The sequence below is a fragment of the Flavobacterium sp. genome, from assembly GCF_036405015.1.
Lineage (GTDB): Bacteria > Bacteroidota > Bacteroidia > Flavobacteriales > Flavobacteriaceae > Flavobacterium.
Window position 1 is genome coordinate 22,931 of sequence record NZ_DASWYK010000161.1, and the last position, 22,682, is coordinate 45,612.

The 22,682-nt window shown below is 32.0% G+C and carries 26 protein-coding genes; 4 read left to right on the plus strand and 22 right to left on the minus strand.

All coding sequences use genetic code 11. The features are described from left to right. Positions 1 to 276: 276 nt before the first annotated feature. The 5 genes from VGE71_RS12905 to VGE71_RS12925 all read right to left on the minus strand — a co-directional run bounded on the left by VGE71_RS12905 (position 277) and on the right by VGE71_RS12925 (position 5,252). Positions 277 to 2,583 (minus strand): DNA topoisomerase 3, encoded by a 2,307-nt coding sequence (locus tag VGE71_RS12905; protein WP_331138697.1) that lies wholly within the window; start codon positions 2,581 to 2,583, stop codon positions 277 to 279. Between the two features lie 115 nt (positions 2,584 to 2,698). Further along, positions 2,699 to 3,685: a toxin-antitoxin system YwqK family antitoxin gene (locus tag VGE71_RS12910; RefSeq protein WP_331138698.1), complete on the minus strand. Its 987-nt coding sequence runs from the start codon at positions 3,683 to 3,685 to the stop codon at positions 2,699 to 2,701. Between the two features lie 48 nt (positions 3,686 to 3,733). After that, entirely contained in the window at positions 3,734 to 4,144 is a 411-nt protein-coding gene (locus tag VGE71_RS12915) for a DUF3997 domain-containing protein (RefSeq protein ID WP_331138699.1), read from the minus strand. A 72-nt stretch (positions 4,145 to 4,216) separates the two neighbouring features. Next, entirely contained in the window at positions 4,217 to 4,801 is a 585-nt protein-coding gene (locus VGE71_RS12920; RefSeq protein WP_331138700.1) for a hypothetical protein, read from the minus strand. Between the two features lie 22 nt (positions 4,802 to 4,823). Beyond that, entirely contained in the window at positions 4,824 to 5,252 is a 429-nt protein-coding gene (locus VGE71_RS12925) for a hypothetical protein (RefSeq protein WP_331138701.1), read from the minus strand. A 710-nt stretch (positions 5,253 to 5,962) separates the two neighbouring features. On the opposite strand from VGE71_RS12925, the gene VGE71_RS12930 reads away from it, so the two are divergent. After that, complete coding sequence (locus VGE71_RS12930) at positions 5,963 to 6,334, plus strand: GreA/GreB family elongation factor (RefSeq protein ID WP_331138702.1); 372 nt, start codon at positions 5,963 to 5,965, stop codon at positions 6,332 to 6,334. Positions 6,335 to 6,421: 87 nt separating this feature from the next. Here VGE71_RS12930 and VGE71_RS12935 read toward each other — a convergent pair whose 3' ends face one another. The 9 genes from VGE71_RS12935 to VGE71_RS12975 form a co-directional block, all read right to left on the minus strand. Next, a complete protein-coding gene (locus VGE71_RS12935; RefSeq protein ID WP_331138703.1) occupies positions 6,422 to 7,282 on the minus strand; it encodes a hypothetical protein in 861 nt (286 codons plus the stop codon). 66 nt (positions 7,283 to 7,348) lie between these two features. After that, positions 7,349 to 7,822 (minus strand): DUF6998 domain-containing protein, encoded by a 474-nt coding sequence (locus tag VGE71_RS12940; protein WP_331138704.1) that lies wholly within the window; start codon positions 7,820 to 7,822, stop codon positions 7,349 to 7,351. A 13-nt stretch (positions 7,823 to 7,835) separates the two neighbouring features. Then, complete coding sequence (locus VGE71_RS12945; RefSeq protein ID WP_331138705.1) at positions 7,836 to 8,330, minus strand: SRPBCC domain-containing protein; 495 nt, start codon at positions 8,328 to 8,330, stop codon at positions 7,836 to 7,838. A 39-nt stretch (positions 8,331 to 8,369) separates the two neighbouring features. Then, a complete protein-coding gene (locus VGE71_RS12950; RefSeq protein ID WP_331138706.1) occupies positions 8,370 to 8,741 on the minus strand; it encodes a lysozyme inhibitor LprI family protein in 372 nt (123 codons plus the stop codon). Positions 8,742 to 8,889: 148 nt separating this feature from the next. After that, positions 8,890 to 9,093 (minus strand): YqaE/Pmp3 family membrane protein, encoded by a 204-nt coding sequence (locus VGE71_RS12955; protein WP_331138707.1) that lies wholly within the window; start codon positions 9,091 to 9,093, stop codon positions 8,890 to 8,892. A gap of 156 nt (positions 9,094 to 9,249) precedes the next feature. Further along, the gene (locus VGE71_RS12960) at positions 9,250 to 9,759 is read right to left on the minus strand and encodes a hypothetical protein (RefSeq protein WP_331138708.1); all 510 of its coding nucleotides are present in this window, start codon (positions 9,757 to 9,759) and stop codon (positions 9,250 to 9,252) included. 132 nt (positions 9,760 to 9,891) lie between these two features. Beyond that, the gene (locus tag VGE71_RS12965) at positions 9,892 to 10,533 is read right to left on the minus strand and encodes a hypothetical protein (RefSeq protein ID WP_331138709.1); all 642 of its coding nucleotides are present in this window, start codon (positions 10,531 to 10,533) and stop codon (positions 9,892 to 9,894) included. Beyond that, on the minus strand, positions 10,530 to 11,162 hold the full coding sequence (locus VGE71_RS12970) for a hypothetical protein (protein ID WP_331138710.1): 633 nt from the start codon (positions 11,160 to 11,162) through the stop codon (positions 10,530 to 10,532). The genes VGE71_RS12965 and VGE71_RS12970 overlap by 4 nt, the downstream gene beginning before the upstream one ends. Before the next feature lie 197 nt (positions 11,163 to 11,359). Continuing rightward, positions 11,360 to 12,373 carry a hypothetical protein gene (locus VGE71_RS12975; protein WP_331138711.1) on the minus strand — a complete coding sequence of 338 codons (1,014 nt, stop codon included), beginning with the start codon at positions 12,371 to 12,373 and terminating at the stop codon, positions 11,360 to 11,362. Between the two features lie 320 nt (positions 12,374 to 12,693). Between VGE71_RS12975 and VGE71_RS12980 the strand changes: the two genes are divergently transcribed. After that, the gene (locus VGE71_RS12980) at positions 12,694 to 13,086 is read left to right on the plus strand and encodes a helix-turn-helix transcriptional regulator (protein ID WP_144214786.1); all 393 of its coding nucleotides are present in this window, start codon (positions 12,694 to 12,696) and stop codon (positions 13,084 to 13,086) included. Positions 13,087 to 13,288: 202 nt separating this feature from the next. On the opposite strand, the gene VGE71_RS12985 is transcribed toward VGE71_RS12980, so the two are convergent. From VGE71_RS12985 to VGE71_RS13000, 4 genes are all read right to left on the minus strand, one after another. Continuing rightward, on the minus strand, positions 13,289 to 14,014 hold the full coding sequence (locus VGE71_RS12985; RefSeq protein WP_331138712.1) for a DUF4304 domain-containing protein: 726 nt from the start codon (positions 14,012 to 14,014) through the stop codon (positions 13,289 to 13,291). A 165-nt stretch (positions 14,015 to 14,179) separates the two neighbouring features. Next, positions 14,180 to 14,983, minus strand: coding sequence for a hypothetical protein (locus VGE71_RS12990; protein ID WP_331138713.1), 804 nt, complete (start codon positions 14,981 to 14,983; stop codon positions 14,180 to 14,182). 272 nt (positions 14,984 to 15,255) lie between these two features. Then, entirely contained in the window at positions 15,256 to 16,053 is a 798-nt protein-coding gene (locus tag VGE71_RS12995) for a PhzF family phenazine biosynthesis protein (protein WP_331138714.1), read from the minus strand. An 84-nt stretch (positions 16,054 to 16,137) separates the two neighbouring features. Next, on the minus strand, positions 16,138 to 16,737 hold the full coding sequence (locus tag VGE71_RS13000; protein WP_331138715.1) for a hypothetical protein: 600 nt from the start codon (positions 16,735 to 16,737) through the stop codon (positions 16,138 to 16,140). Between the two features lie 810 nt (positions 16,738 to 17,547). Between VGE71_RS13000 and VGE71_RS13005 the strand changes: the two genes are divergently transcribed. Continuing rightward, positions 17,548 to 17,862, plus strand: coding sequence for a hypothetical protein (locus VGE71_RS13005; protein WP_331138716.1), 315 nt, complete (start codon positions 17,548 to 17,550; stop codon positions 17,860 to 17,862). A gap of 104 nt (positions 17,863 to 17,966) precedes the next feature. On the opposite strand, the gene VGE71_RS13010 is transcribed toward VGE71_RS13005, so the two are convergent. The 4 genes from VGE71_RS13010 to VGE71_RS13025 all read right to left on the minus strand — a co-directional run bounded on the left by VGE71_RS13010 (position 17,967) and on the right by VGE71_RS13025 (position 20,925). Further along, entirely contained in the window at positions 17,967 to 18,125 is a 159-nt protein-coding gene (locus tag VGE71_RS13010) for a YodC family protein (protein ID WP_331138717.1), read from the minus strand. Between the two features lie 100 nt (positions 18,126 to 18,225). Next, positions 18,226 to 18,978: a hypothetical protein gene (locus VGE71_RS13015; protein ID WP_331138718.1), complete on the minus strand. Its 753-nt coding sequence runs from the start codon at positions 18,976 to 18,978 to the stop codon at positions 18,226 to 18,228. Between the two features lie 64 nt (positions 18,979 to 19,042). Next, the gene (locus VGE71_RS13020) at positions 19,043 to 20,248 is read right to left on the minus strand and encodes a Shedu immune nuclease family protein (RefSeq protein WP_331138719.1); all 1,206 of its coding nucleotides are present in this window, start codon (positions 20,246 to 20,248) and stop codon (positions 19,043 to 19,045) included. A gap of 137 nt (positions 20,249 to 20,385) precedes the next feature. Beyond that, the gene (locus VGE71_RS13025) at positions 20,386 to 20,925 is read right to left on the minus strand and encodes a hypothetical protein (protein WP_331138720.1); all 540 of its coding nucleotides are present in this window, start codon (positions 20,923 to 20,925) and stop codon (positions 20,386 to 20,388) included. 321 nt (positions 20,926 to 21,246) lie between these two features. Here VGE71_RS13025 and prfA point away from each other — a divergent pair, with 321 nt between their 5' ends. Beyond that, positions 21,247 to 22,323: a peptide chain release factor 1 gene (gene prfA, locus VGE71_RS13030; protein ID WP_144214776.1), complete on the plus strand. Its 1,077-nt coding sequence runs from the start codon at positions 21,247 to 21,249 to the stop codon at positions 22,321 to 22,323. The last annotated feature ends 359 nt before the right edge of the window (positions 22,324 to 22,682 follow it).

Sequence of the window (22,682 nt, forward strand, 5' to 3'; positions counted from 1 at the left end):
AAAGATTTTTTTCATGCTCTCTATAACTATTGGAACGTGAAAAAATGAATTTATGGAAATTTATTGTGAAAAAAACTAGAGCAAATTTGTAGCATGTAAAATTAGCCACGAATTCACGAATTTTTCTTGAAACCTATTTATTAATGGTTTGTGGTGAATTACACTAATTGTGAATGAAAATAGTAAGTTAAGAAACCACGTTAATTTGTGAAATTAACCGCAAACAAAACACTTAGCATTTAGAGAAAAATTCGTGAATTCGTGGCTGAAAAAAAATCATACACTCGCAGATAAAATCGAGTAAACCAATTCTTTAGTTGGTTTTTGATCTTGAAGTTTAGCTCTAACTTCATCAAAAGTCACTTTAAAATCGCAACCCGATTTATATTCGGCACAGCCATAAGCAGTTTTGCCTTTTAGAATAGTTCCTTTTTTGCATTTTGGACAAACCAACGCATCTGAACCTTCTTGTTTAGGTTCGGCTTTTTTATCTGTTTTTTTAGGCTCTAATTTGAGTTTATAATTTTCCTCAAAACGAATTAAACCCTCCACAGTTCCCGAATCAGTTTTGAAGCCTTTTATATTTACCGTTGAACCTTTTTGAAGCAATCGTAAATATTGAGGTTCCGTAATTTTTTTATCATGAAAAACATAAGGTAGAACAAAGTCACAACCCGATTTGTATTCGCTGCAACCAAAAGCGGATTTACCTTTTATAAAATTCCCTTTTTGGCATTTCGGACAAGTTTCAGCCAAAATTCCTGCTGCTTTCTTTTTCTCTGCTTTTACAACTGGTTTCTGAATTGTTGCCGCATAAGAAATATTGGCATGTTTAGTTTCGCTTCTTACTTCATAAACCAAAGCTTCAACCATTTGTTTCATGTTTTTAATAAAAGCAGAAGCTGTAAAAGTGCCTTTTTCGATATCTTTCAACTGCTTTTCCCAAGAACCTGTAAGTTCAGCCGATTTGATTAATTCATTCTGAATTGTATCAATCAACTGAATTCCTGTTATAGTAGGCAAAACCTGTTTTTTGTTTCGAACAATGTATTGACGTTTAAAAAGTGTTTCAATAATATTCGCACGAGTTGACGGACGACCAATTCCGTTTTCTTTCATCAATTCTCGCAGATCTTCGTCGTCAACTTGTTTTCCTGCGGTTTCCATTGCACGCAGTAAAGTTGCTTCTGTAAAATGATTCGGCGGTTTGGTTTCTTTTTGAAGAAATGAAGGTTCGTGTGGTCCTTTTTCGCCCACAACAAAACTCGGCAATAAATCCGGTTCTTTTTCTTTTGCATTTGGATCTTCAAAAACCACTCTAAAACCTTTTTTCAGGATTTCTTTTCCTGTTGCTTTAAAAGTAACATCGGCCGCTTTTCCGATTACTGTTGTATTGGCAACGAGACAATCATCATAAAACACTGCAATAAAACGTTTTGTAATAATGTCATAAACCTGTTGCTGATTGTGAGGCAGATTGATTTCGATTCCGGTTGGAATAATTGCGTGGTGATCGGTTACTTTTTTATCATTGAAAACCTTTGGCGATTTTTTGATTTTCTTTCCTAAAAGCGGTTCCGTTAAATGACTGTAATTGCTCAGTTTTTGCAGAATTCCAGGTACTTTCGGGTAAATATCTCCCGGAAGAAAAGTAGTATCTACTCTGGGATAAGTAATCGCTTTTTGTTCGTATAATGTCTGGGCAATTTTCAGCGTTTCTTCTGCAGAAAATCCAAATTTCTGATTGCAATAAACTTGTAAGCCTGTTAAGTCAAAGAGTTTTGGAGCGTATTCGTTTCCGTTTTTCTTATCCACAGAAACAATTTCAAAATCACTTTCTTTTACTTTTTCGGCTAGAATTTCTCCGTCGGCTTTATTTAAGAAACGTCCTTCTTCATAACTAAAAAGCGTTTCTCTATACAAAGTCTGTAATTCCCAATAGGGCTGAGGTTTAAAATTTTCGATTTCTTTAAATCGGTCCACAACCATTGCCAGTGTTGGCGTCTGAACGCGTCCAATAGATAAAACTTGTTTGTAACCGCCATGTTTTACGGTATATAAGCGTGTAGCATTCATGCCGAGAAGCCAATCACCAATTGCTCTCGAAAATCCGGCATAGAATAAATTATCGTAGTTTTCAGAGGGTTTTAGATTATCAAAACCTTCTTTTATGGCTTCGGTAGTCAGGGAGGAAATCCATAAACGTTTTATTTCGCCTTTGTAATGCGCTTCGTTCATCACCCAACGCTGAATTAATTCTCCTTCCTGCCCAGCATCCCCGCAATTGATAACCAATTCGGCTTTTTCAAAAAGTGTTTTTATAATTTTAAACTGCTTCTGAATTCCGGAATTCTGAACTACTTTGGTTTCAAATTTATCTGGAAGCATTGGGAGATTATTTAAATCCCAGCTTTTCCAGTGCGGTTTGTAATCGTTAGGTTCTTTTAAGGTGCATAAATGTCCGAAAGTATAAGTTACAGCATAACCGTTGCCTTCGTAATATCCGTCATGTTTGGTATTGGCGCCTAAAACGGATGCGATTTCACGTGCTACACTTGGTTTCTCAGCAATACAGACCTTCATTTTTTCCTTTTCTTATTGAAGAGCGAAAATAGGGATTTTATAGGAAAGGGGCAAAGGTTCAGAGAGACAAAGGTTTTTAAGTATTTTTTTTTTGAATTAGCTAAACTTTATAAAATTATTTCTGAACGTCAATTAATTCTCCATTAGCATAAGTGTCTTTTTGTAAAAAATTTCCATTTTCATCATACCAATTCCAAATGCCATCTTGTTTATCATTTTTGTAAATTCCTTGAGTTTGTAGATTTCCATTTTTGTGATACTTCACTGCTTTTCCATTTTTTTTGTCTAAAGAAAAATTAAAATCGGCTCTTAAATTACCATTAGGATGCCATAATTTATAATTTCCATTTTTTAGTCCCGCTTTATAAAACTGGATCCCTTTTTTCTGTCCGTTGTCATACCATACTTCACTTTTGCCTTCTGTTTTATCATTGAGCCAATTTGTTCTTTCTTCAAGTTTTCCATTTTCATAGAAAGATTCATAAAGCCCATTTTGTTTTCCATTAGACCAGTTAGATATTTCCTTTTTTTTACCGTTTTTATGCCAGCTTTCGTTTTTACCGTTTATTTTGTTATTTACAAAATGAGTAGAGTGAGATAATTGCCCGTTTTCAAAATACCACATTTTTTTGCCAGTTCCTTCTTTTAGATCATTAACCCATTCAATGTTTCCATTGTCATAATATCTTATCCATTTATCATTAATTTTGTGATCTTTAACGATTGCTTTTTCAAAAACTTTTCCATTTTGAAAGTAGGAAATATAATGACCGTTATTTACATAATATTGTATATAATTGCCAGACTTACAAAGCGCATAATGTATTAGTTTTTCATTGAGGTCATACCAAAAAATGGTATCGATATTTTTGCCATTCTTTAATTTACCAGTTTCATAAATTGTTCCTTTATTATAAAATGAAGTATATTTTCCATCTTTAACCGTAGTTTGATCACTAACAGGAATCCAAGATTTTTTACCAGTTTTAGAATCAATCCAGTAAACCCAGTTTTCATTTCTTTTATCTCTGTCATTTATGTCAGCATTATTGCATCCATAGACTAAAATTGACACAATAAGAAGTATTAATTTTTTCGTCATATAAAAATAGGTGTTGTACTTTGATCTGAGACATTCCAATTCTATTCATCACTCAAAATACCATTCAGTTGGAAAAGTTAAATGAAATTTTGGTTGGATGGAAAGTTCCTGGCATTTTTTTTCAAAACCTAACTTATTAAATGGACCAAAGACAGGTTTGTCCTGAAAGCCGCTTTTTGTTCTTTCGATGATGTAGTAATTTGTTACTTTTAAATTTATTTTTTCTTTAGAATTTTCTAAAAGCGGATGTTGTTTCGAATAAATATATTTTGAATCATAACCCACCGCAGCAACATAAGCGGGTACCAATGTTTCTCCCTTATTTAAAGATCTGGATTCGTACAAGTCAATCCAAAGTGCTTCATAATCATCTACAATAATGTCGCTTCCATAGTCGTACAAACCAAAACAAGATGTGAAAAGAATTGAGGCTAAAACTATAAAAATGAATTTTTTCATGAATAATACAAAGTAAAGTTTCAAATTCGTTTTAATAACTTATCAGATCAAGCTTGTAGATTGGGGGGCAGCTTATTTTATTTCAGATTTCTTTTTTAGAATTAATAATTGTATGGTTAAAAGAATAAGCGAAACCTGAAAATACAAACCGATAACGGCATTGAATTTTTCATCCAGTATCATCTTTTCATTGTCCAGAAAAAGTTCATCGTTTAAGGTGTTTCTCCATATTTTTATTGGTTCCTTTTTTTTAATATAAACAGGCATTTTGATATTATTTACCAAGGCATATTCAGTCTGGTAAAAAGTTTCCCAGTTACTATCTTGAGCAGTAATTTCTCTTGGTGTTTTAGAATGCTGAACATGACCTTTAATAATGGTGTATTTACTGCATTTGGTAGAAGCCCCTGCAGAGGATTTGTTTTGTTCTGTAAAAGCAGTATCCAATAAAAAGAAATCGCTTTTTAAATATTTTTCCCGACTACTTAAAGCTTTAAAATTTTCAAAAGGTTTTGCAAGGCTTTTAAAAGGACTACCTTCTAGAGCACCATGAATCAATTGCGAAACACAAAAAATCAGACTGATTACCAGATGAACTAATAAAAAGTATTTGAATGATTTGTTTTTTTGAAAAAAAGGATGTTTTCTTAATTTCATGTGAGGTATGAAAAAGTTCAGTTTAGATTTTAAAAACATCAATTCCTTTCATCCAGAAGATTCCAGAGTCTAAAAACTTAAGTCTGGTTTGGACTATTTTATCGCTTTTATCTCTCGGATTTTTAGTAACAAATCGGGCAGCCGAATTGTTAAAGTCTAAAGTATATTTTTCGTCTAAATCTTCTTTTTTGTCTGCAGAAAAAGTAACCACATTGTCTTTTGCAGTCCATTTACCTTTTCCGTATTTATTTTCTTCAAGAGGAGTTCTATTTTCTATTTTGGAATAATAATGAAAAACAAATGTTCCATCCTGATTTAAAGTGAGTTGATACTCAAGCTTATGTTTTTCATTTTCTCCAAGCGAATGACTGTAATTGCCAGCCAATTGATTGGATTGTGCCGACAAAAGAAGGTTAAAAATAAAAAGTAAAGAAGTCAGAATCAGTTTCATTGGTTTTTATTTTTGTTTGTTTGAAAGTTAGTTTTAAAGCTTTTTTCCAAAAGTAATAGGTTTCAAATCAAAATCCTTACGTGAAACCGTAATTAGAACGGACATATTAGAATTAAAGTATTTACTAAAAGTTATTTTTCCTGTTAATTTTTAATTGCTATTTTAGCTCAATAAATAAAATTATGGAAAAACTAGTTAATCATTTTGAGATAGGCTTGTTGTTATGGCAGTTGTTTCTTCTACTTTTTTTCGCAGCTGTAATTTATTTTTTATACAAAGCATATAAAAAGATAATGAAATAAAAAATGCGCAAAAATCAATTCGACTTTTGCGCATTTTACTTTTAAGAGAAGCCATATTCTTCTAAAGTTTCTTTTCTTTTTTATAAGAAAAATATGTATCTTGCAGAAAGATTATTAGAGTTGAAACAATAATGGGAACTGCCAATTTTTATTTGATAAATAGCTGTTTAATGTGCCTGATGTACACATTATTGTATTTGCATGATGATACTTTCTTAAAAAGCTCAAAAGAGTTTATTCCTTTTGCCCTGTCGGAACTCTAGACAGGGATTCATCCTTTTATATTGCTCATTTAATAATCTTCAATTTTCATTCGGGATAGATATCACTGAATCAGTTGGAGCGCTGGATATTTGGTGAAGAGTTGTATGTCGTTTTTCGATGTAAAATGAAGCAAACAAGAAAGTCATGTCACAAAATATTATTTTAACTACAGGAACCTACGATTTAATTAAAGATCATGTAAGAAGAAAAAAAGTAACGCCAAAAGAAGAGGAGTTGTTGCTGAACGAATTAAAACATGCCACTCAGGTATTGCGCAAGAATCTTCCAGAAGATATTGTCTCGATAAACCGAAAAGTAACGTATAAAAACCATATCAATAATGAAGAAAAAACCATTTTGTTGGTTGGTCCTGATAAAGTGAAAGTAAGTAAAAACAAAATTTCGGTTCTTTCTGATGAAGGAATCGCGATGGTAGGTTACAAAGTAGGAGATTTGGTCGAATGGCCTGCTAAAAAAGGAAATTTAAAATTAGAAATTCTGAAAGTAGAAGAGTAGGCTTAGTTTTTTAAGCTTATAAAAAACATCCCAAAAGGAAATTTCTTTTTGGGATGTTTTTGAATAGTTGATTATTGATGTTTATAATCATTTTTTCTCTCTTAATAAATGACTTACATATCTTCCACCTTTGGCTTTTATGATAAGAAAAGATACTTTTTTTAATCGTTCCAATTCAAAAAGCTGTTCATCGTTTAAATTATTATTTCTTAATTTGAAACTTCGAATAGAAGAAAATGCGGGTGATTTAAAAAGCTCAACAAAACTATCAAAGTGGGTATATTCTTCATCTGAAAAATCATAAAAATCAATTAAATCAGTGTAATCTAATGTTGTTAATTGTTTAAAATTATTACTCTTTGCCAAATTCTCAATAAAGTTTTGGTGAGTATAACCTGCCTGTAATTTCAAATGTTTAAGAGGATGTTCACCGATTTCAAAAAAAGAATAATCAGGAGCAGATGGAATAACTAATTGCTCTAAATTAGGCATTTTTGAAATGAGTTTAGCGATCATTCCGCCTTCTTCTAAATCACCATTATCAATCACATTTTGATTATGATCTCCCATATCTGTTAACTGTACACTAAAACTTTTAAGATTTGTAAAAACGGCATCTGAATTCAGCAGTCTGTTGAAGTTCCATGATTTTGTGCCATTTGCGCCTTCGTCTGGACCTGTGAAACTTATCGAAATTAATTGTTCTGCAATGGTTTGATCGCTTAACAAATCTAAGAGACTGCAAAATGCGAAATTAGTTTCATAATTAATTTCCGAAATTTTAGTATCAGGATCATCATCATATCCATCTCCAAAAAAGGTTACATCGAAAAGGTTTCCAACAGGAAAAAAAGAAAGTTTTGGAGAATAATTGTTATAGTAATCATTATCCTTGGCTAATGAATAGTTATATATATCTTCTTGTAATTTTTTTAATTGATCTCTCATAAGTCGGCCTGTAAGTTTAGTAGACGCAAATATATTTAAAAACAAAAGAAAAAACTTACTTTTTTATTATTTCAAAAGTTCTGTAATATCTTCCAGTTTTTCATCATTCAGTAAATTCCCTTTCACATAAAGTATATGTCCGTTTTGATGTTTACTAAATGTGGAATATTTTTTTATCAATTCCTTTGAAATTTTATACCCTTTAACGACTTCAGTATTTTCATCAAATAAAAGAGCAATTAAATAATCAAATGTGTCCTGGTCCAGTTTTCTGATAACACCAAGTTGTCTGGTTCCTTTTCCTTTTATTAAAGTTCTGCATTTTATTTGTACCCTACGATTTTCGGAATCAATCGCATCAAAACCTGAATTTGAGCTATTTTGTAATTTCCATCCAAGTTTTTTGGCTACATACCATTCACAATAATCTGCAATTGGATTGTTTCGTGTACGAATTATTTCTCTTGCTTTTAACTCATCCATGATGTCAGAGTTTAATTTCATCAACTCCTTTTCTGTAAGATTTTTTAATTGAGGCATTTGTAGGTTTTGTTTAATTATTAATCATCGGATTCAAATTTTCGTCCTTATTGCGCAAATCCAAACCTCCCTCATAAACCGATTTAAGATTGGTCAAATAAAAATGCCAGCCGTTTGAACAACCTAATCTGATGTATTGCTTAGAAAAATCATCTGTTGGAATATTGTGATGACGAAGTTCAACAATCGTGTAACCATCACTTTCGCTCAGTTTTATATCGACGAGACAAGTTCCTTCAAAGGTAAACTGCAATTGGTCTTTTCCGTTGGCAGCGGTTATTTTTCCTTTCATGGCATCTTTATACAAATACCATAACCATTCGTAAGTATTGTTTTCAGAAACGTTTTGATCTTTGCTAAATGGATTTTGCATGCTATCAAAGAAAGATACTTTTTCTAAAAACCATTTTTCCAGTTCATTTGCTATGGTCCAGGCATTGTAAATGTCTTCAAGGGATGCTTTAATTGCTATTTTTTTGGTGAATGAAGTCCAGTCGAAGTTTTCCATTTTAAGCTGAATTTTATTTGATTAAAGTTTTCTGTTGCATTACTTAGCGCCATATCTTTTTTCACGATCTTCTAAATTGGCTTTTAAATCCTCTGTTCTTTTATTGGTGCACTCCATCAGGCAGGCATAATAAATGACAGGCTGAATAGTTCCTCCCTCATATTCTTTCTGTTCAAAATTGCACTTTGAATCTCTAAATTTTATCCAGTCTTTTTGAGCTACGATTAGTAATTTTTTCTCTTTTTCACTGAGCTGTTTCATCAGTTTTTTATAAACCAAATTAAGTTCATTGTCCGCTTTTTTATAATCGTTAATTGCGGTTTGATCCATTTCGGCTTGTGTTTGCGCCAGTAAAGTAGAGCTAAAACTAAATAAAAATAGTATCGAGAAATACAGTGACAATTTTTTCATTTTTATATGAATTTTGATGGTTTTTAGATTTAAAAGAAAGCTTACTACTAAAGTTTGTTTTTATTTCAGAATTAGATTTTGTAAAACCGTTCTAGGAGTAAAGCTTCAAATTTCATTATTATCATCTTTCTTTTCTATTCGTTATTCGTTAGGATTTTGATCTTATCGCTTTTATTAATTTCTCATTTCGTTTATCAGCTCTTGCGTTTTGAAGCGAAATAACCGCCCAAATTGCCGCAGGAATCCAGCCAATTAAGGTGATTTGCAAAATCAAACAAATAATAGAAGTAAGTATTTTTCCTCTCAAAAAGAAAGAAACGCATGGAAAGAAAATTGCAATTAGAGTCATCATTTTGATTGGTTTTTTATGTATTTGATTATAAACAAATATAAGAGATTTCTTCTTGGTTTTTAAACTTGAAAAAATCTGAAGAACTTTCTAGAATATAGTATTTAATCCCAGCAGGTTTCTAATAGAAAAGTACAGCTTAAAATCAAAAAAACTTTACTAGCGTGAAATTCTAGCTTGCGCCAATTTTCTAAATTTTCTTCTGTACCAAAACATATTCCAGTGATGTCTGATGCCACCCAATTCCCAATTGACATCAAATTTGCTGTTTTCTTTTAGATAGGGAGGTAATACAATTTTACAATGCAGCATAGGAGAATTATTAATTACTGTTTTCAGATACTCGGCATCGAGTTCGCTTTTAAGAAAATACCGAATATCAAGTATCGTTCGATTTTTTTCGGCTTTGTAAACGTATAAGTTTATATCGTAAATGGTATCGTAAATTTTTGCCAGATCAGAGACTGCTTCGTTCAAGCTTTTTGGTGTTTTCTTTTTGTTGGCGATGTTTCTGTTGTGGCGATGAACCAAAGCATTTTCTCCTGTTTCCGAAATATTAGATAATATAAACACGAGATTGTTCGAAATATCGTTCCAGCATTCTAGACTTACCAATTCGATTAATTGATTTGTTAGATTACTTATTTCTTCTTCAATGTTCTTTTTCATTTGTTAAATTTTTCAGGCGCGGTTTTAAATCCGAGGTTTCGGGTTATTCAAATTTTTTTCCGATTTTCTAAAGACTAAAGATAGAAACAAAGGTAAAAATCCAAAAACTACGCAATTTGGAAACGTTTAATCTTAACAAGGAAACCACCAATGCATATAATATAATTTCCCGTTTTTGATAAATATCTTGATATGTCCGTCAGAGATATTGTTGTCGTCTTCTCTTAACTGAATTACTTGTAGGTCTCCTTCTCGGTAAACATACATGGTTCCGATATTTTTAATGGCATTTGGAAACAGTTTTTGAAGATCGCTTGTAGTAGTGTTGGCGTTTAATTTGTTTCCTTTAAAGAGAATGAAATTGTTTTTTGTGAATCTGAATTCATCAACAGCAACTTTGTCTTTTGTGTTTTCAAATCGTGAACCGTCTTTATAAAGATATTTGTCTTCCATATCTTTGCTGCCGTCTTCGTTTTCAAAAATATAGGAACAAGGTTCTTCTTCAGACATTAATTTAATACTGTCTGTTTTTCCCAGAACGCTTTCAAATTCTTTTAGAGAAAAATATCTTTTTAGTTTTCCGTTAAAAAGAATATCCTCTTCCTTCATGACTTCGTTTTTTGTATCCTTAGTAACGATGCTGTCCGATTGGGGTTTGGTTTCAGAAAAGACTTCTGTTTCTTTTGGCAAATCCGATTTTTCGACCGTTTTTGTAGTGTTGTTATGGCAGGAAATAGCGAATATAATAATAGATAAAAAAGCTAATTTTTTCATGGCAGGTTTTTCGGTTTGCAATATTTTTCAATCGTGTCGCGACATTGAATACCGTCTATAGTATTAAGTTCGCTGGCTTTTTCTAGATCGAGACAGGCTCCGTTCCAGTCGTTGATTTTTAGTTTATTGATTCCTCTAATGTAATACGAATAGCCCATGTAGTTATGAATTTCTATGGCCGAATCGCAATCTTTAATAGCGCTTTGATACTCTTTTAAATAATATTTTGCCAGTCCTCTTTCGGCATAGGTAATCCATGAAGTTTTTTCGAATTGGATGTCTTTTGAAAAATCGCTAACGGCTCCCTTATAATCGCTCAGTTCCATTTTGGCAAGTCCTCTGTCGTAATACGCTTGGTAAGAATAATTATTTTGTGGATTAATCTTAATCGCTTTCGAATAATCTAGGATAGCGTCGCTGTATTCGCCTAAAAATGATTTTACTTTTCCGCGAAGGCGATAGGCATCAATAAATGATTGGTCCAACGCTATAGCTTTAGAAAAATCTGCTTTGGCTCCTTCATAATCCTCAATGTGTGTTTTTTCGATTCCACGATGATAGTAATCGTCTTTATCCATGCAAGAACTGATACTAAAAAAAAGCAATAATAAAAGAGGTTTAAACTTCATTTAGCCTTTATAATTTATTTGATTTTGTAAAGAATAAAGATAGAAACAAAACGTATTGGTACAAATTTTTTGGGAAGTTCAATTTTTATTTTCTGCTTTAGAATTTGTGAAAAATAAAAAACTACGCGAAGTCTAAGAGACATTTGCGTAGTTTTTTAATTGATCAAGGTAATGCTATAAAATGCTACTATTTCATATTACATTCTTAAAGCAACTGCAAAGAATTGATCTTCACAACAGCCACTGGTTGTTGTATTTCCGACAGTGACATCACATTGGTAAAAATATATTTTAGTATTTACTGTTGCAGATGAAAGATCAATTATCCATGATGTATTAGATATCATTGCAGTATTACCTCCCATTGCAGGATTCCCTCCAATAAAGTGAACTTGAAGAGGAGTTCCTGAGGAAGGGGTAGCTGATAGTCCGTAGCTAGCATATCTCCATGAGGTAGTATTTCCTATATTGAAACCAAAATTTGCATTTACATAATATTTTCCTGGTGGCAATGTAATGCTTAAGCCAGTGTATTTTTGCGTTGTTTGATCGGCTGTTTTAACAGAGATAGAGGCATATGCAGAATCCCAAGTACCAACATAAGTGGGAGTTACGGCTGGAAACTGCCATGTTCCAACCCCATTCCAGTCACTTGTTAGCACTTTGCCTTGATTTTCTGTGCCATCTTTAATCTGAAGCGCTCCAGCAGTTGTACCATTATTGATCTGTACTTTTGCAGTAGTACCTCCAGTCATAGAGGTTGTTGTATTTACCAAAACTTGTCCTCCAGAAGTAACTCTCATTTTTTCTACACCATTGGTTTCAATAGGTAAATCAAAAGCATCGTTTGTACCAAGTACTTTTAGGCTGCCATTGCTGTTTCCGTCTTGAATCCAGGCATCTGTAGCAGATGAAACACGAATCCATTTGCTACCATTATTATAATATTCTCCAGGACTAACACCATTTGTACCTGTTACGGTTGCCGTATTCCAGATGTGCATTCCTGCAACATGCGCTGTCATTGGCGAAGCACTGGTTAAGCCTGTCAGTGCTACTTTGGGCAACAGAAGACCTTTTGCACTTGTTCCGTCTGTTCTGTTTAAATCCAGAACTGCATCTTTGTTTGGGTTATTGGTTGGCATTCCTACTTGTGCGTTGATGCAAGTCAGGTTAAGCCCTAGGCAAAGCAGGGCTAGTTTAAAAGACATTTTCATTTTCTTTTCTTTTATTAGTTTGTTTTTTATTTTTTTGTTTCCGCAATTTTGAGATGGCGTGTAAACTTTAAAAGGGCAGGATGCAGGGAATTGCAAATGAAAATTGTAATTTTAGATATCCATTTACACAGCTGTTGTGGTATTGCTGTGTTAATTTTTAATGAATTCGTTTTGGAAAGTTTAATTTTACAAAACGATTGCAAAGCAAGTAAAAGATTACAAAGTGCAGAACTAAAAGAACTTGTATCGTACCAACGGCATTTGTTTTTTACCATTAACCTATTTCAATTTAGAATTTTAAATATCTTTGATTAATGAATACACCAGCAAAGACAAGACATATCGGACGCAATATTAACCGTATCAGAGAACTCAAAGGCATGAAACAAGAAGCCTTGGCACTTGCTATTGGTGTAAGTCAGCAGACGGTTTCTAATCTTGAAGCAAGTGAAACGATTGATCAGGATAAACTAATTGAAATTGCAAAAGCGCTCGAAGTAACGGTTGAAGCTATTGAAAATTTTTCGGAAGAAAATGTAATCAACTATTTTAATACTTTTAATGAAGCTGTTTCTCATAGTAATTTTGGACATAGCAGCACTTGCACTTTCAATCCATTAGATAAAGTGGTAGAGCTTTATGAACGTTTGATTCAGGCAGAAAAGGAGAAGAATGAGTATTTGGAGCGAATGTTGGGAGGGAAGTAGTTATTATTTTTTGATAATATAAAAGGAAATGCGCAAAAGTCTTTAGAAAGAGTTTTGCGCATTTTTTTTGTTTCTAATTTAGAATTAAATCTAATAGATTTTCTATAAGTATTTTGAGCCAGTTTTTCTTTTTGGGTTTTGTTTCGGGCATTTTTTGGAATTGTTATAGATCAAGTTTCCGGAGGGCTAAATGATTTTCGGTTTAGGCTTCTTCTATTGTCGTTAAATTTACTCCAAGTCTGTTCGCAAGTTCTTTAACGTATTTCTTATGTGTGCGTTTTATGTCAATGTTATCATAGTAATCTTGAAATAATTTTTCTCCTTTTATTCTGTCCCTATAAAGTTCAATTATTGCTACATCCAATTTTACTCTACCTAAAGTACCTTTATAAGTTTCTAAGTTTTTGCAAATTTTATCTCTGGTTTCAAATTGGTCAAGCCAACCAAGTCCGTGCGAATTAAGTCCGTCAATAATTTCTTTTGTTGTTATACTGTCGTCCCCTTTAATAATCCACCAATGATCCTGTTTAATGGTCAAATGAGGTAGTCGTTCTCTAATTTGGCAATCATAGTCTTGATAAATGTCTTTGGGTTTGTTGGCGCTAAGTTCATAAATCTCTTTTACCATTATTCCTAAATTGACAGTGAACTTTCCATAAAAGTTTTCCTTAAATCCTGGGATCACATAGTTGTCGCCAAATTCATATTTACCACTCTGAATATTGATTACTTGATAAATTCCGTCTTCTGTTTGTCTGTTAAATGTGCGTCCCTTTTTCTTAAAACCTAATGGTTTCAAGTGTAGAAAAATTTCTTTTTGAATGTTGTCTAAATGAGTTTTATGGTTGACCTTATTTGGCAAATGTGGTTGATCTGATGTTGTGTCAGTCAATTTTGGTTTGTTTTTTAAGAAGTCAAAAATTCCCATTATGTTTCAATTGAATTGTCATTTTGCTCCCCCTGCTAGCGCGAGCGTCCCGCTCGTGCCCATGCAGTTTTTGAAATTGATTTAGATTGCGTTCAAGAGCGGGACGCGCCAGCGGAGGAATTATAATATGTTTCTATTAACTAATTAATTGATTTGAATAATGATTTAAACTTTAAATTCATTTCTAATTTCTTCAGTGATTTCCTCCTTATTTTTAATCTTTTCATAAATCTTAAGAGCTTTCTGTTTCATTTTTTCGTCTTTATTTATTTGGGACACTTTTAGCAAGCTGTAAGAGTAATGAGTATTGAATCCGTCTTCTTTTTTATATTTTGAATAACATTGTTCAAAATAGGGCAGCGATTCAGAAAACTTTCCATTCCTTGTGAGAAGAATACCAAAGAGTAAATAACTGTCATCATTTAATTTATTATTCAATGAATTATAAATTTTTGCTGCTTTGTTCATGTTTTCCAATCCATTTTCAACATCACCAATAATGGTCGAAGTTAAAGCAATACCATAGTATCCTTCAGGACTTTCGGGAAAGAATTCGACCATTTCGAGGTATTTTTTTCTGGAAAGTTTTAGATTTCCTAGTGCAAAGCTGGTTGTGGCAAGATTTTGTTTGAATTCAATAGACTTATTTTGAGCTAAACTATCAGCCATATAATAATAAACCAGGGCTTCTTTTGGCATATTTTGAATTCGGCAAGTGTATCCAGCCATAAAATAGGCGTCGCAGTTTGTGGAATCTGCTTTGATTATTTTTAGAAATGCTGCGGAAGAATATTTATAGTACTTTTCAAATTGCAGTGCATCAAACCCTAGTTTCCATAATTCTAAGTTTTCTTTGCTCATTTCGCAATACCTTTTGTTGCCAGAAAAATAATTAGAAAACGAGGAAGTGGTTTGTCCTTGCGAAATAGTACTAATGATTAAAGATAGAAGAAGTAAAAGTTTTTTCATTTAATGTATTTGTAATAAATTTTAAAATAAGCTCCTCGGTTAGCGCGAGCGTCCCGCTCGTGAACGTAGCAATAGGCACGAGCGTGACGCTCGCGCCAGCGGTGGGGATATGATTTGGTAAAAAACAAATATAGCATATTTTGTGTAGGACTTTTGATTTAAAAGAGATACTAACACGATAGATTCTATAAAGTTCTTCCGTACAGTTTTGTCATTTCGAGGAACGAGAAATCTCCGCAAGTAGCTCCGCAAAGATTAGACGCTAGTGGGTTTTATAAAATAAAATTACCCTCTAAAACAATCACAGCTTCACCCAGAATATAGACTTTATCTTGAACAAGTTCTGTACTCATAATTCCGGTTCTAGAAGAAGATTGAAAGGCATTAAACTTCGTTTTATTTAGTTTCGTTGCCCAATATTTTGTCAAAAAGGTCTGAACGCCGCCCGTTACTGGATCTTCGTCGGTTCCTGCCCACGGCCAGAAATAGCGGTAATGAAAATCAAAGTTTTCGTTGTCGGAAATGGCAGTTACCAAAACGCCGTTTATTCCGTTGTGCGAATTTTTTAAGGCTGTAAAATCGGGTTTTAAATCGGCTAGTTTTTGAGCACTTTCAATTTCTATCAAAATTATTTTATTGTTCAGGCTGTATCTTTTTTCGACGATTTCAGAAATTCCAAGTGCTTCTAAAAGTTTTTGAGGAACTTCTGTTTGCTCTGTGTCATAAACCGGAAATTGCATCTTGATTTTATTCGCTTCTTTTTCAATAAACAATTCGACATTATTGCAATTAATAAATCGGATAGTTTCTAAAGAAGTCGTGCTGAAAAGAATTTTAGACGAAGCCAAAGTCGCGTGCCCGCATAACGGAATTTCCATTTTCGGACTAAAAAATCTAATGCTATACGTGTTTTCTTCGATCTGTTTTATAAAAGCAGTTTCAGAAAATCCAATTTCTGCCGCAATATTTTGCATCAACGCATCTTCGAGTTCGACTTCGGGAAGACAAACCGCAGCTGGATTTCCTTTAAATTTTTCATTTGTAAATGAGTCAACAAAATAGGTTTTCATAATTGTTATTTCTTTTTACTGATTTCTAAGCAAACTTTAGAAGAAGCCAATTCACCGCTAGCACGAGCGGGAATTTTATTTGTTTTAGTGTTCTATATTTTTCTGAATCAATGAAAACAATAATCCAACAGTCAAAATAATGATAAAAATAAGCCATCCATACCCTTGAAAGTTTTTTATGCTTTTATTTCCTGTATGTAACTTAAAATAAGACTTAGTAACGTTTTTTAAATTTTGTGATAGTATTTCGTAATTCGTTACTTCAAATGAAGTAATGGTCAATTTTTTTAACTCAAAAAATTCAATCTTAATTTGTCTGCCATTGTACACCTCAATTGTACTGAAATCATGTGAAGATTTTATATTGTAATTGCTTTCGGTCACCTTTTTGATATCGTCTATTGAAACTTTTTTCGTTTTCAAAAGCAAAGGATATTCAATTGATAAAAATTCATCGGTCAATTCTACTTTTTTCGAACTTAACAACATGTAAATGCATCCTAACGCGAAGATGCCAAAAATTGAAATTAAAATCCACATTGCTAGATAGTCTCCTTTTTCATATGATTCTACTTCGGGATTATAAATCAAATAACTCACTGATAAGGAAAATAGCATTCCAAATAAGCTGAATCCAATTTGAAGTAAACTTGGGTTTGCAATTATTCTGTCGTTGTTACTCATGTTTAAATGTGAGGTCTAATTTTATCAAACTTATACGATGATTTGTTTTGTGTTTTAGTGTTGTGAGCACAGATTTTAAAATTTGCGTTATTGGGTTATAAATCCACGCTAACGGGTATTATTTCCAGCTTAAAATTAAATCAAACAAGTTCTCTACAAATATTTTGAGCCAGTTTTTCTTTTTTACCATAGGAAAGAATTAAGATTAGAAAAGCGTTACATAATTTTCCGCCACAATTTGATTACTATTGTAAGTAACAATCCATATATAAATAATATTAAGAAGAAAATCAAAAAGAAATCCCATTCTATTTTTCTCTGAAATAAATTTATTAGCATTAAAATTACATTAAAAAATAATGTAAAGGAAAGACCATTAAGCAAGAGCATTGCAAAGCTGTTTTTACATTGTTTAAGAATAAAATTTCCAACAAGTATTTGATAAAAACTGCAAAAGACGATGAGAATCAATGCGTAGATCAAATAAGTTGTATTGCTTAGCTGATACGTTTCGCAAGCTATATTGGATTCTATAAAAAAGAATTGATTAATGAAAAAATAAAGAATAACAATAAAAGTTGCAATCGTTATTGGAAGAATAGTTTCTAGTAAAGCCCTTGAGATTTTCATTAATAAAACTGTAATTCAATTATCAGGATTTGTTTTTAAAATGTGATTTAACAAATATAAGATAATTCGCGTATGTTTTTTAGATTTTAAAAATCGGTTGTATACACTCGATTGTTTACAATCACATAAAAATAATCTAGTATTTCTAATTTCGTTTGAAAGAAAAAACAACTAAAAATCATGGAAATACAAAACAAAGAAAGAGCGGAAGAATTAATAAATAAAGGAAGATATTTTACCAAACTAAAACCAGAGCCTAAAGAAAATAATTCATTTACGATATCACTAAAAGTATCTTCGTACAACGAATTAAATATGATGGTTTCAGATTTGCTAAAAGCAAGTATTATTTTACTTAATCCAGATGCAAAAGGTTTGTCGAGTTTTACAAAAGACCATGATGTTAATGTAATGACTTTGCTTGAAATTGCTTTGCAGTTATTGCCAGAAGAGGAAATGGAGTTGTTGGATGAGGTTTATAAGGTTGGAGTTTGAGTTTTGGGCATAAAAAAAAGCTACATGATTTTATTGTAGCTTTTGTATTTTGTGATTTTGTATTGTGCCTCATTGTTGTGGGCACGGATTGCAAATCCGCGCTATTAAAGTTCTAATACATCTTCATGAAACTCATATTCTTTCGGCATACCGTCTAAAAACCATAAGACTTTGTACCACCCATTTTTATAATCTTCAGAAATAGTCATATACGGACTGCCAGATTTTAATTTGACTACGTCACCAACTTTAAATTTACTCATATTTATATTATTTAATTGTTTATATTTAGATTGTTGCGCTTAGGAAAAGTCTACAAGACACGAAGGGAAAAAATTTGCGCCATCGAATTTAGTAGTATAATTATTTAAAGAAAGCATCAATGTATTGTATATTGATTTTGAAATATTTGTCGACATCTTCATTTGTTACATTACCAATTAATTCCATAATGTTTTTTTCTAAATAAGAATTCATTTCGGAAATTAAATAATGAAAATCACCATCTTTATATTCAATTTCAGTTTTTACAATTTTTAAAGTTTGTACAGCAACAAAAAAGCCATTATAATAATCAAACCCTAGTGAATGCTTATCACATATTTCCTTTAAATTAAATTGCTTTTTGGTTTGTAATGATAATAACAAAATATAAAGTAATGTTTGTCCACTTGTTGAATTCTGATATATAAAATTTTCAAGATCTATTTCATTAGGATTAAAATTGTTATCTGAAGTAATTGTATTTGGTAAATTAAGCTTAGATATTAATATTTGAGTTGCATCAGTTTTTTGTTCAATTGAATTTAAGATTGATGGAATTTGTTCTATCTTTTCAACTAAAGTGGTAGATAAATTATCTAATGCAGTCGCAGAATTTTTTATTTTTTCTGATGAAACATCGAGCTTTGTTATGTTTGAAATAAAAGAATTGTTAGAATATACTGCATACATTATTGCGAGAATTGCTAAAACTAACGAAGTTATTGTTAATGCAAAAGAAATTAGATTAACTAGGTTTTCAAATTCTCCCCATTTTATGGTTATAAGTCCTATAATAATTGATATTAAAATACTTAAAATGTATAGACTATGGACTTTATATATTTTATTCATATGTTATTAAGTTTGTTTAATTCCATCACTCGGGTGAGCGTGAAGATTTTTAAATAAATAAGTTTTAATCAGTTTCTTTTTTATGGCAGATATAATAAGCTCTTTGATATAATTCGTCATAAGTAATTATATCAATATTTTTTAAACTTTTTCTAAAGATTTCAAATGATGAAAATTTTATTTCGTTTATTTTATCATCTTTTTTGAACTCTTCTAAATTTCCAATAAGCACAAAAGCTTTAGGATTGTACAAATACAATGATTCACCTGTTAAATAATCTTCAGAATCTTTAATTTCCGTTTTTGTAGAAATTTCTGTGATTGCCTTCTGAAGTGTTCTTTGAACTTGCGCTATGGCTCCACATAATTCATCTGAAATTTGCCAAGACTCTTCTCGATATGCATTTTTAACTTTTTTTAATAAGGGATGAATGTCTAGTTTCAGTTCGCAAAAGCAAAGAGAATTAATGGCTCCTTTAGATTTAAGTAAAGCATCAATTCTTTTGCCTTTAGAGATAAAATCAGAGCCAGCAGTTATTTGCTCTAATTTTTTATTGTCAAGTTCAGCGTTAAAAATGTAATCTAATCCATAACCAAGAATCCATGTGTTTTTTTCAAAGAATTTTTGCCAAACAGCTTCGTCTCCTTGATTGATCTTTAATTCTTCTTTTACAGATAATTTATATTCATCAAAATAATTTTCTCTATAAAGGAGTTTCTCAAAAATTTCAAGTTGTGCTTTGCGATAACCAAAATTTATGATGTCTCTAGTAGTTATATTGTTATTTAAAGCTTCTTGAAGTATTTCTAAATTTTCAGATACTAATTTCGTTGCCTGATCTTTATTGAGGAGCATTTTAGTTAATTCTGCATCAGTGACATTAAAAGTATTATTGTTAGGAAATTCAATTTCTTTTATGCTTTTTAAAAATTTATAAAGATTTTCAACTTCTTGACCACGAAAAGATGCTTCTTTAGGAGCATTCTTCAAAGGACTATTTTTTAAGTCAAATTGCTGAATTACTAGTTTTTCTATAAAGCGGCTATCATCATGTAGAAAAAGAGCTTTAAGCTGTCTTAGTCCATTTGAAGAATGTCCTAAGGTTTTTTCATCTTTTAAGAGATATTCATTGTCCTCAAAGTCTAAAATTTTATTAGCAAACTTTTTCATAAAACCAGAGTATGGGGCTATGAAACTCTTTGAAAAATACGTTTTACCAACTGTGCGCTGTGATGCATGATATGCATCTTGATTTAATTCTTCATCCATCTTTAAAAAAATTAAAATATTATTTTAGATTCGATAATAAATACATCTAAAAAAAAAAAATAGATAGAAAACAAAAATCGTCTTTAATTTAGATTATTTATCAAGTAAATACACCTGATTGTTTGATAATAAAATATTTATTTAATTGCTTTCAACATCGTAAGCAACTCAGGAATTTTACTTACCTGCGTTTCTGTCCAGAAATAATGCCTATAATCTGTCAAACCATTATCTTTAAGGTATATTGATATTCTTCTTGAACTTTTTTGAATATGAAAACTAAATGTTATTTCTCTTGAATTAAAAATATATGTGGTTGATTGGTTTTTTTCGGTTTTATCTTTAAGATTTGGAATAACATATTGTTCAAGAAATAAAATAAATTCATCAACTTCATTCAAATCAATCCAAGAAGATTTAAAATAATTTTCGGTTAATGCCATTTCCACTTGCAATGCTTTAATTTTTTTGTTTGATTTTAAATCAATTGCTTCAACAGGAAAGAAAACTAAAACCTCTTTTAATCCAGTCGTAAATTCGGCTTTTATATTCCAATCCTTATTTACTTGCATGATTTCTGCATTCTCGATAAATTGTCTAGCATTAGAATTCTTATTTTGAGAATAATTTTGTGTTATTGCAATGAGTAATAAGAATAGAGTAAATAGTTTTTTCATTTATAAAATTGTAGTTGTTGGTTAGTATGGTTTTCAAAACTAAGTACTTAAAATCTAAATACATTACGGAAAACCGTAAACGATCTTATGAATACGAAAACTCCTAGCCCTGATAGTAGCGACATCCTTTTTAGGCAAACCAAAACTTCTTAATTAAAGCCGAAGACTTTCTGCCTAAAAAGATATAGCGGATAGCAGGAAACAGCTCCAAAAAACAATCCTAATTCCACTAAATTTCCTCTTCAAAAAACCAAAAAAATCAACACTAGAATTTTCCACAAAATTTTTGTAATTTTGCAGTCCAAATAAAGGAAAAAGAAAATGTTAGATAGACTTCAATATGTAAAGCAGCGTTTTGATGAGATTTCGGATTTGATTATTCAGCCGGATGTTATTGCAGATCAGAAACGTTATGTGCAGCTTAACCAGGAATACAAAAGTATTAAAGCGCTGGTTGATAAGAGAGAAGAATACATTCTTGTGTTAGCCAATATTGACGAAGCCAACGAAATTATTGCAGACGGAAGCGACGCCGATATGGTGGAAATGGCCAAAATGCAGTTGGATGAAGCAAAAGAACGTTTGCCGCAACTGGAGGAGGAAATCAAATTTATGTTGATTCCTAAAGATCCTGAAGATGCTAAAAACGTAATGGTGGAGATCCGCGCCGGAACGGGTGGGGACGAAGCAAGTATTTTTGCAGGAGATTTATTCAGAATGTATACCAAATACTGTGAGTCACAAGGATGGAGAACATCTGTGGTAGATATGAACGAAGGTACTTCGGGAGGTTTCAAAGAGGTTATTTTTGAGGTTTCTGGAGAAGATGTTTACGGAACTTTAAAATTTGAAGCGGGTGTTCACCGTGTACAACGTGTTCCGCAGACAGAAACACAAGGTCGTGTGCATACATCGGCAGCTACTGTTATGGTTTTACCAGAAGCAGAAGAGTTTGATGTTCAAATCGATATGAACGATGTTCGTGTAGATTTCTTCTGTTCATCTGGACCTGGAGGACAATCGGTAAATACAACGAAATCGGCTGTACGTTTAACGCACGTTCCAACAGGATTGGTAGCGCAATGTCAGGATCAGAAATCACAACACAAAAATAAAGACAAAGCCTTAATCGTATTACGTTCTCGTCTATACGAAATGGAATTGGCGAAAAAACAAGAAGAAGATGCTTCTAAACGTAGTTCACAAGTAAGTTCTGGTGACCGTTCGGCAAAAATCCGTACGTACAACTACGCACAAGGTCGTGTAACCGATCACAGAGTTGGTTTAACACTTTACGATCTAGGAAACATCATGAATGGTGATATTCAGAAAATTGTTGCCGAGCTTCAATTGGTGAATAATATGGAGAAATTGAAGGAAGCTTCTGAGGTGTACTAATTGTACACAGGTTCAAAGGAACATAGGGACATAGGTTCAGAGGTTTTTCTCTGGAGTCGAAATAAAAAGGCCGAACATCAGTTCGGCTTTTTTTATTTCGAGAAAAATTGAAAATTTTTCAATCCTTTGTCCCTTTGTTACTCTGTCCCTTTGCCCCTAAAAAGAAAGAACCTTCTTTCTTTTTATAAACGAACTTATAATCCGATACTTTCATTGTCAAAAGTTAACGAATTCATAAAATCTAAAGTTTTTTTTAAACTTTTTTTGCTTCATATTTGCCAAACCAACCAATCTATTTTTAAAATCTATGAAGAAAACTTTACTATTTTTATGCTTCTTTGGAAGCTTTTTTTATGCGC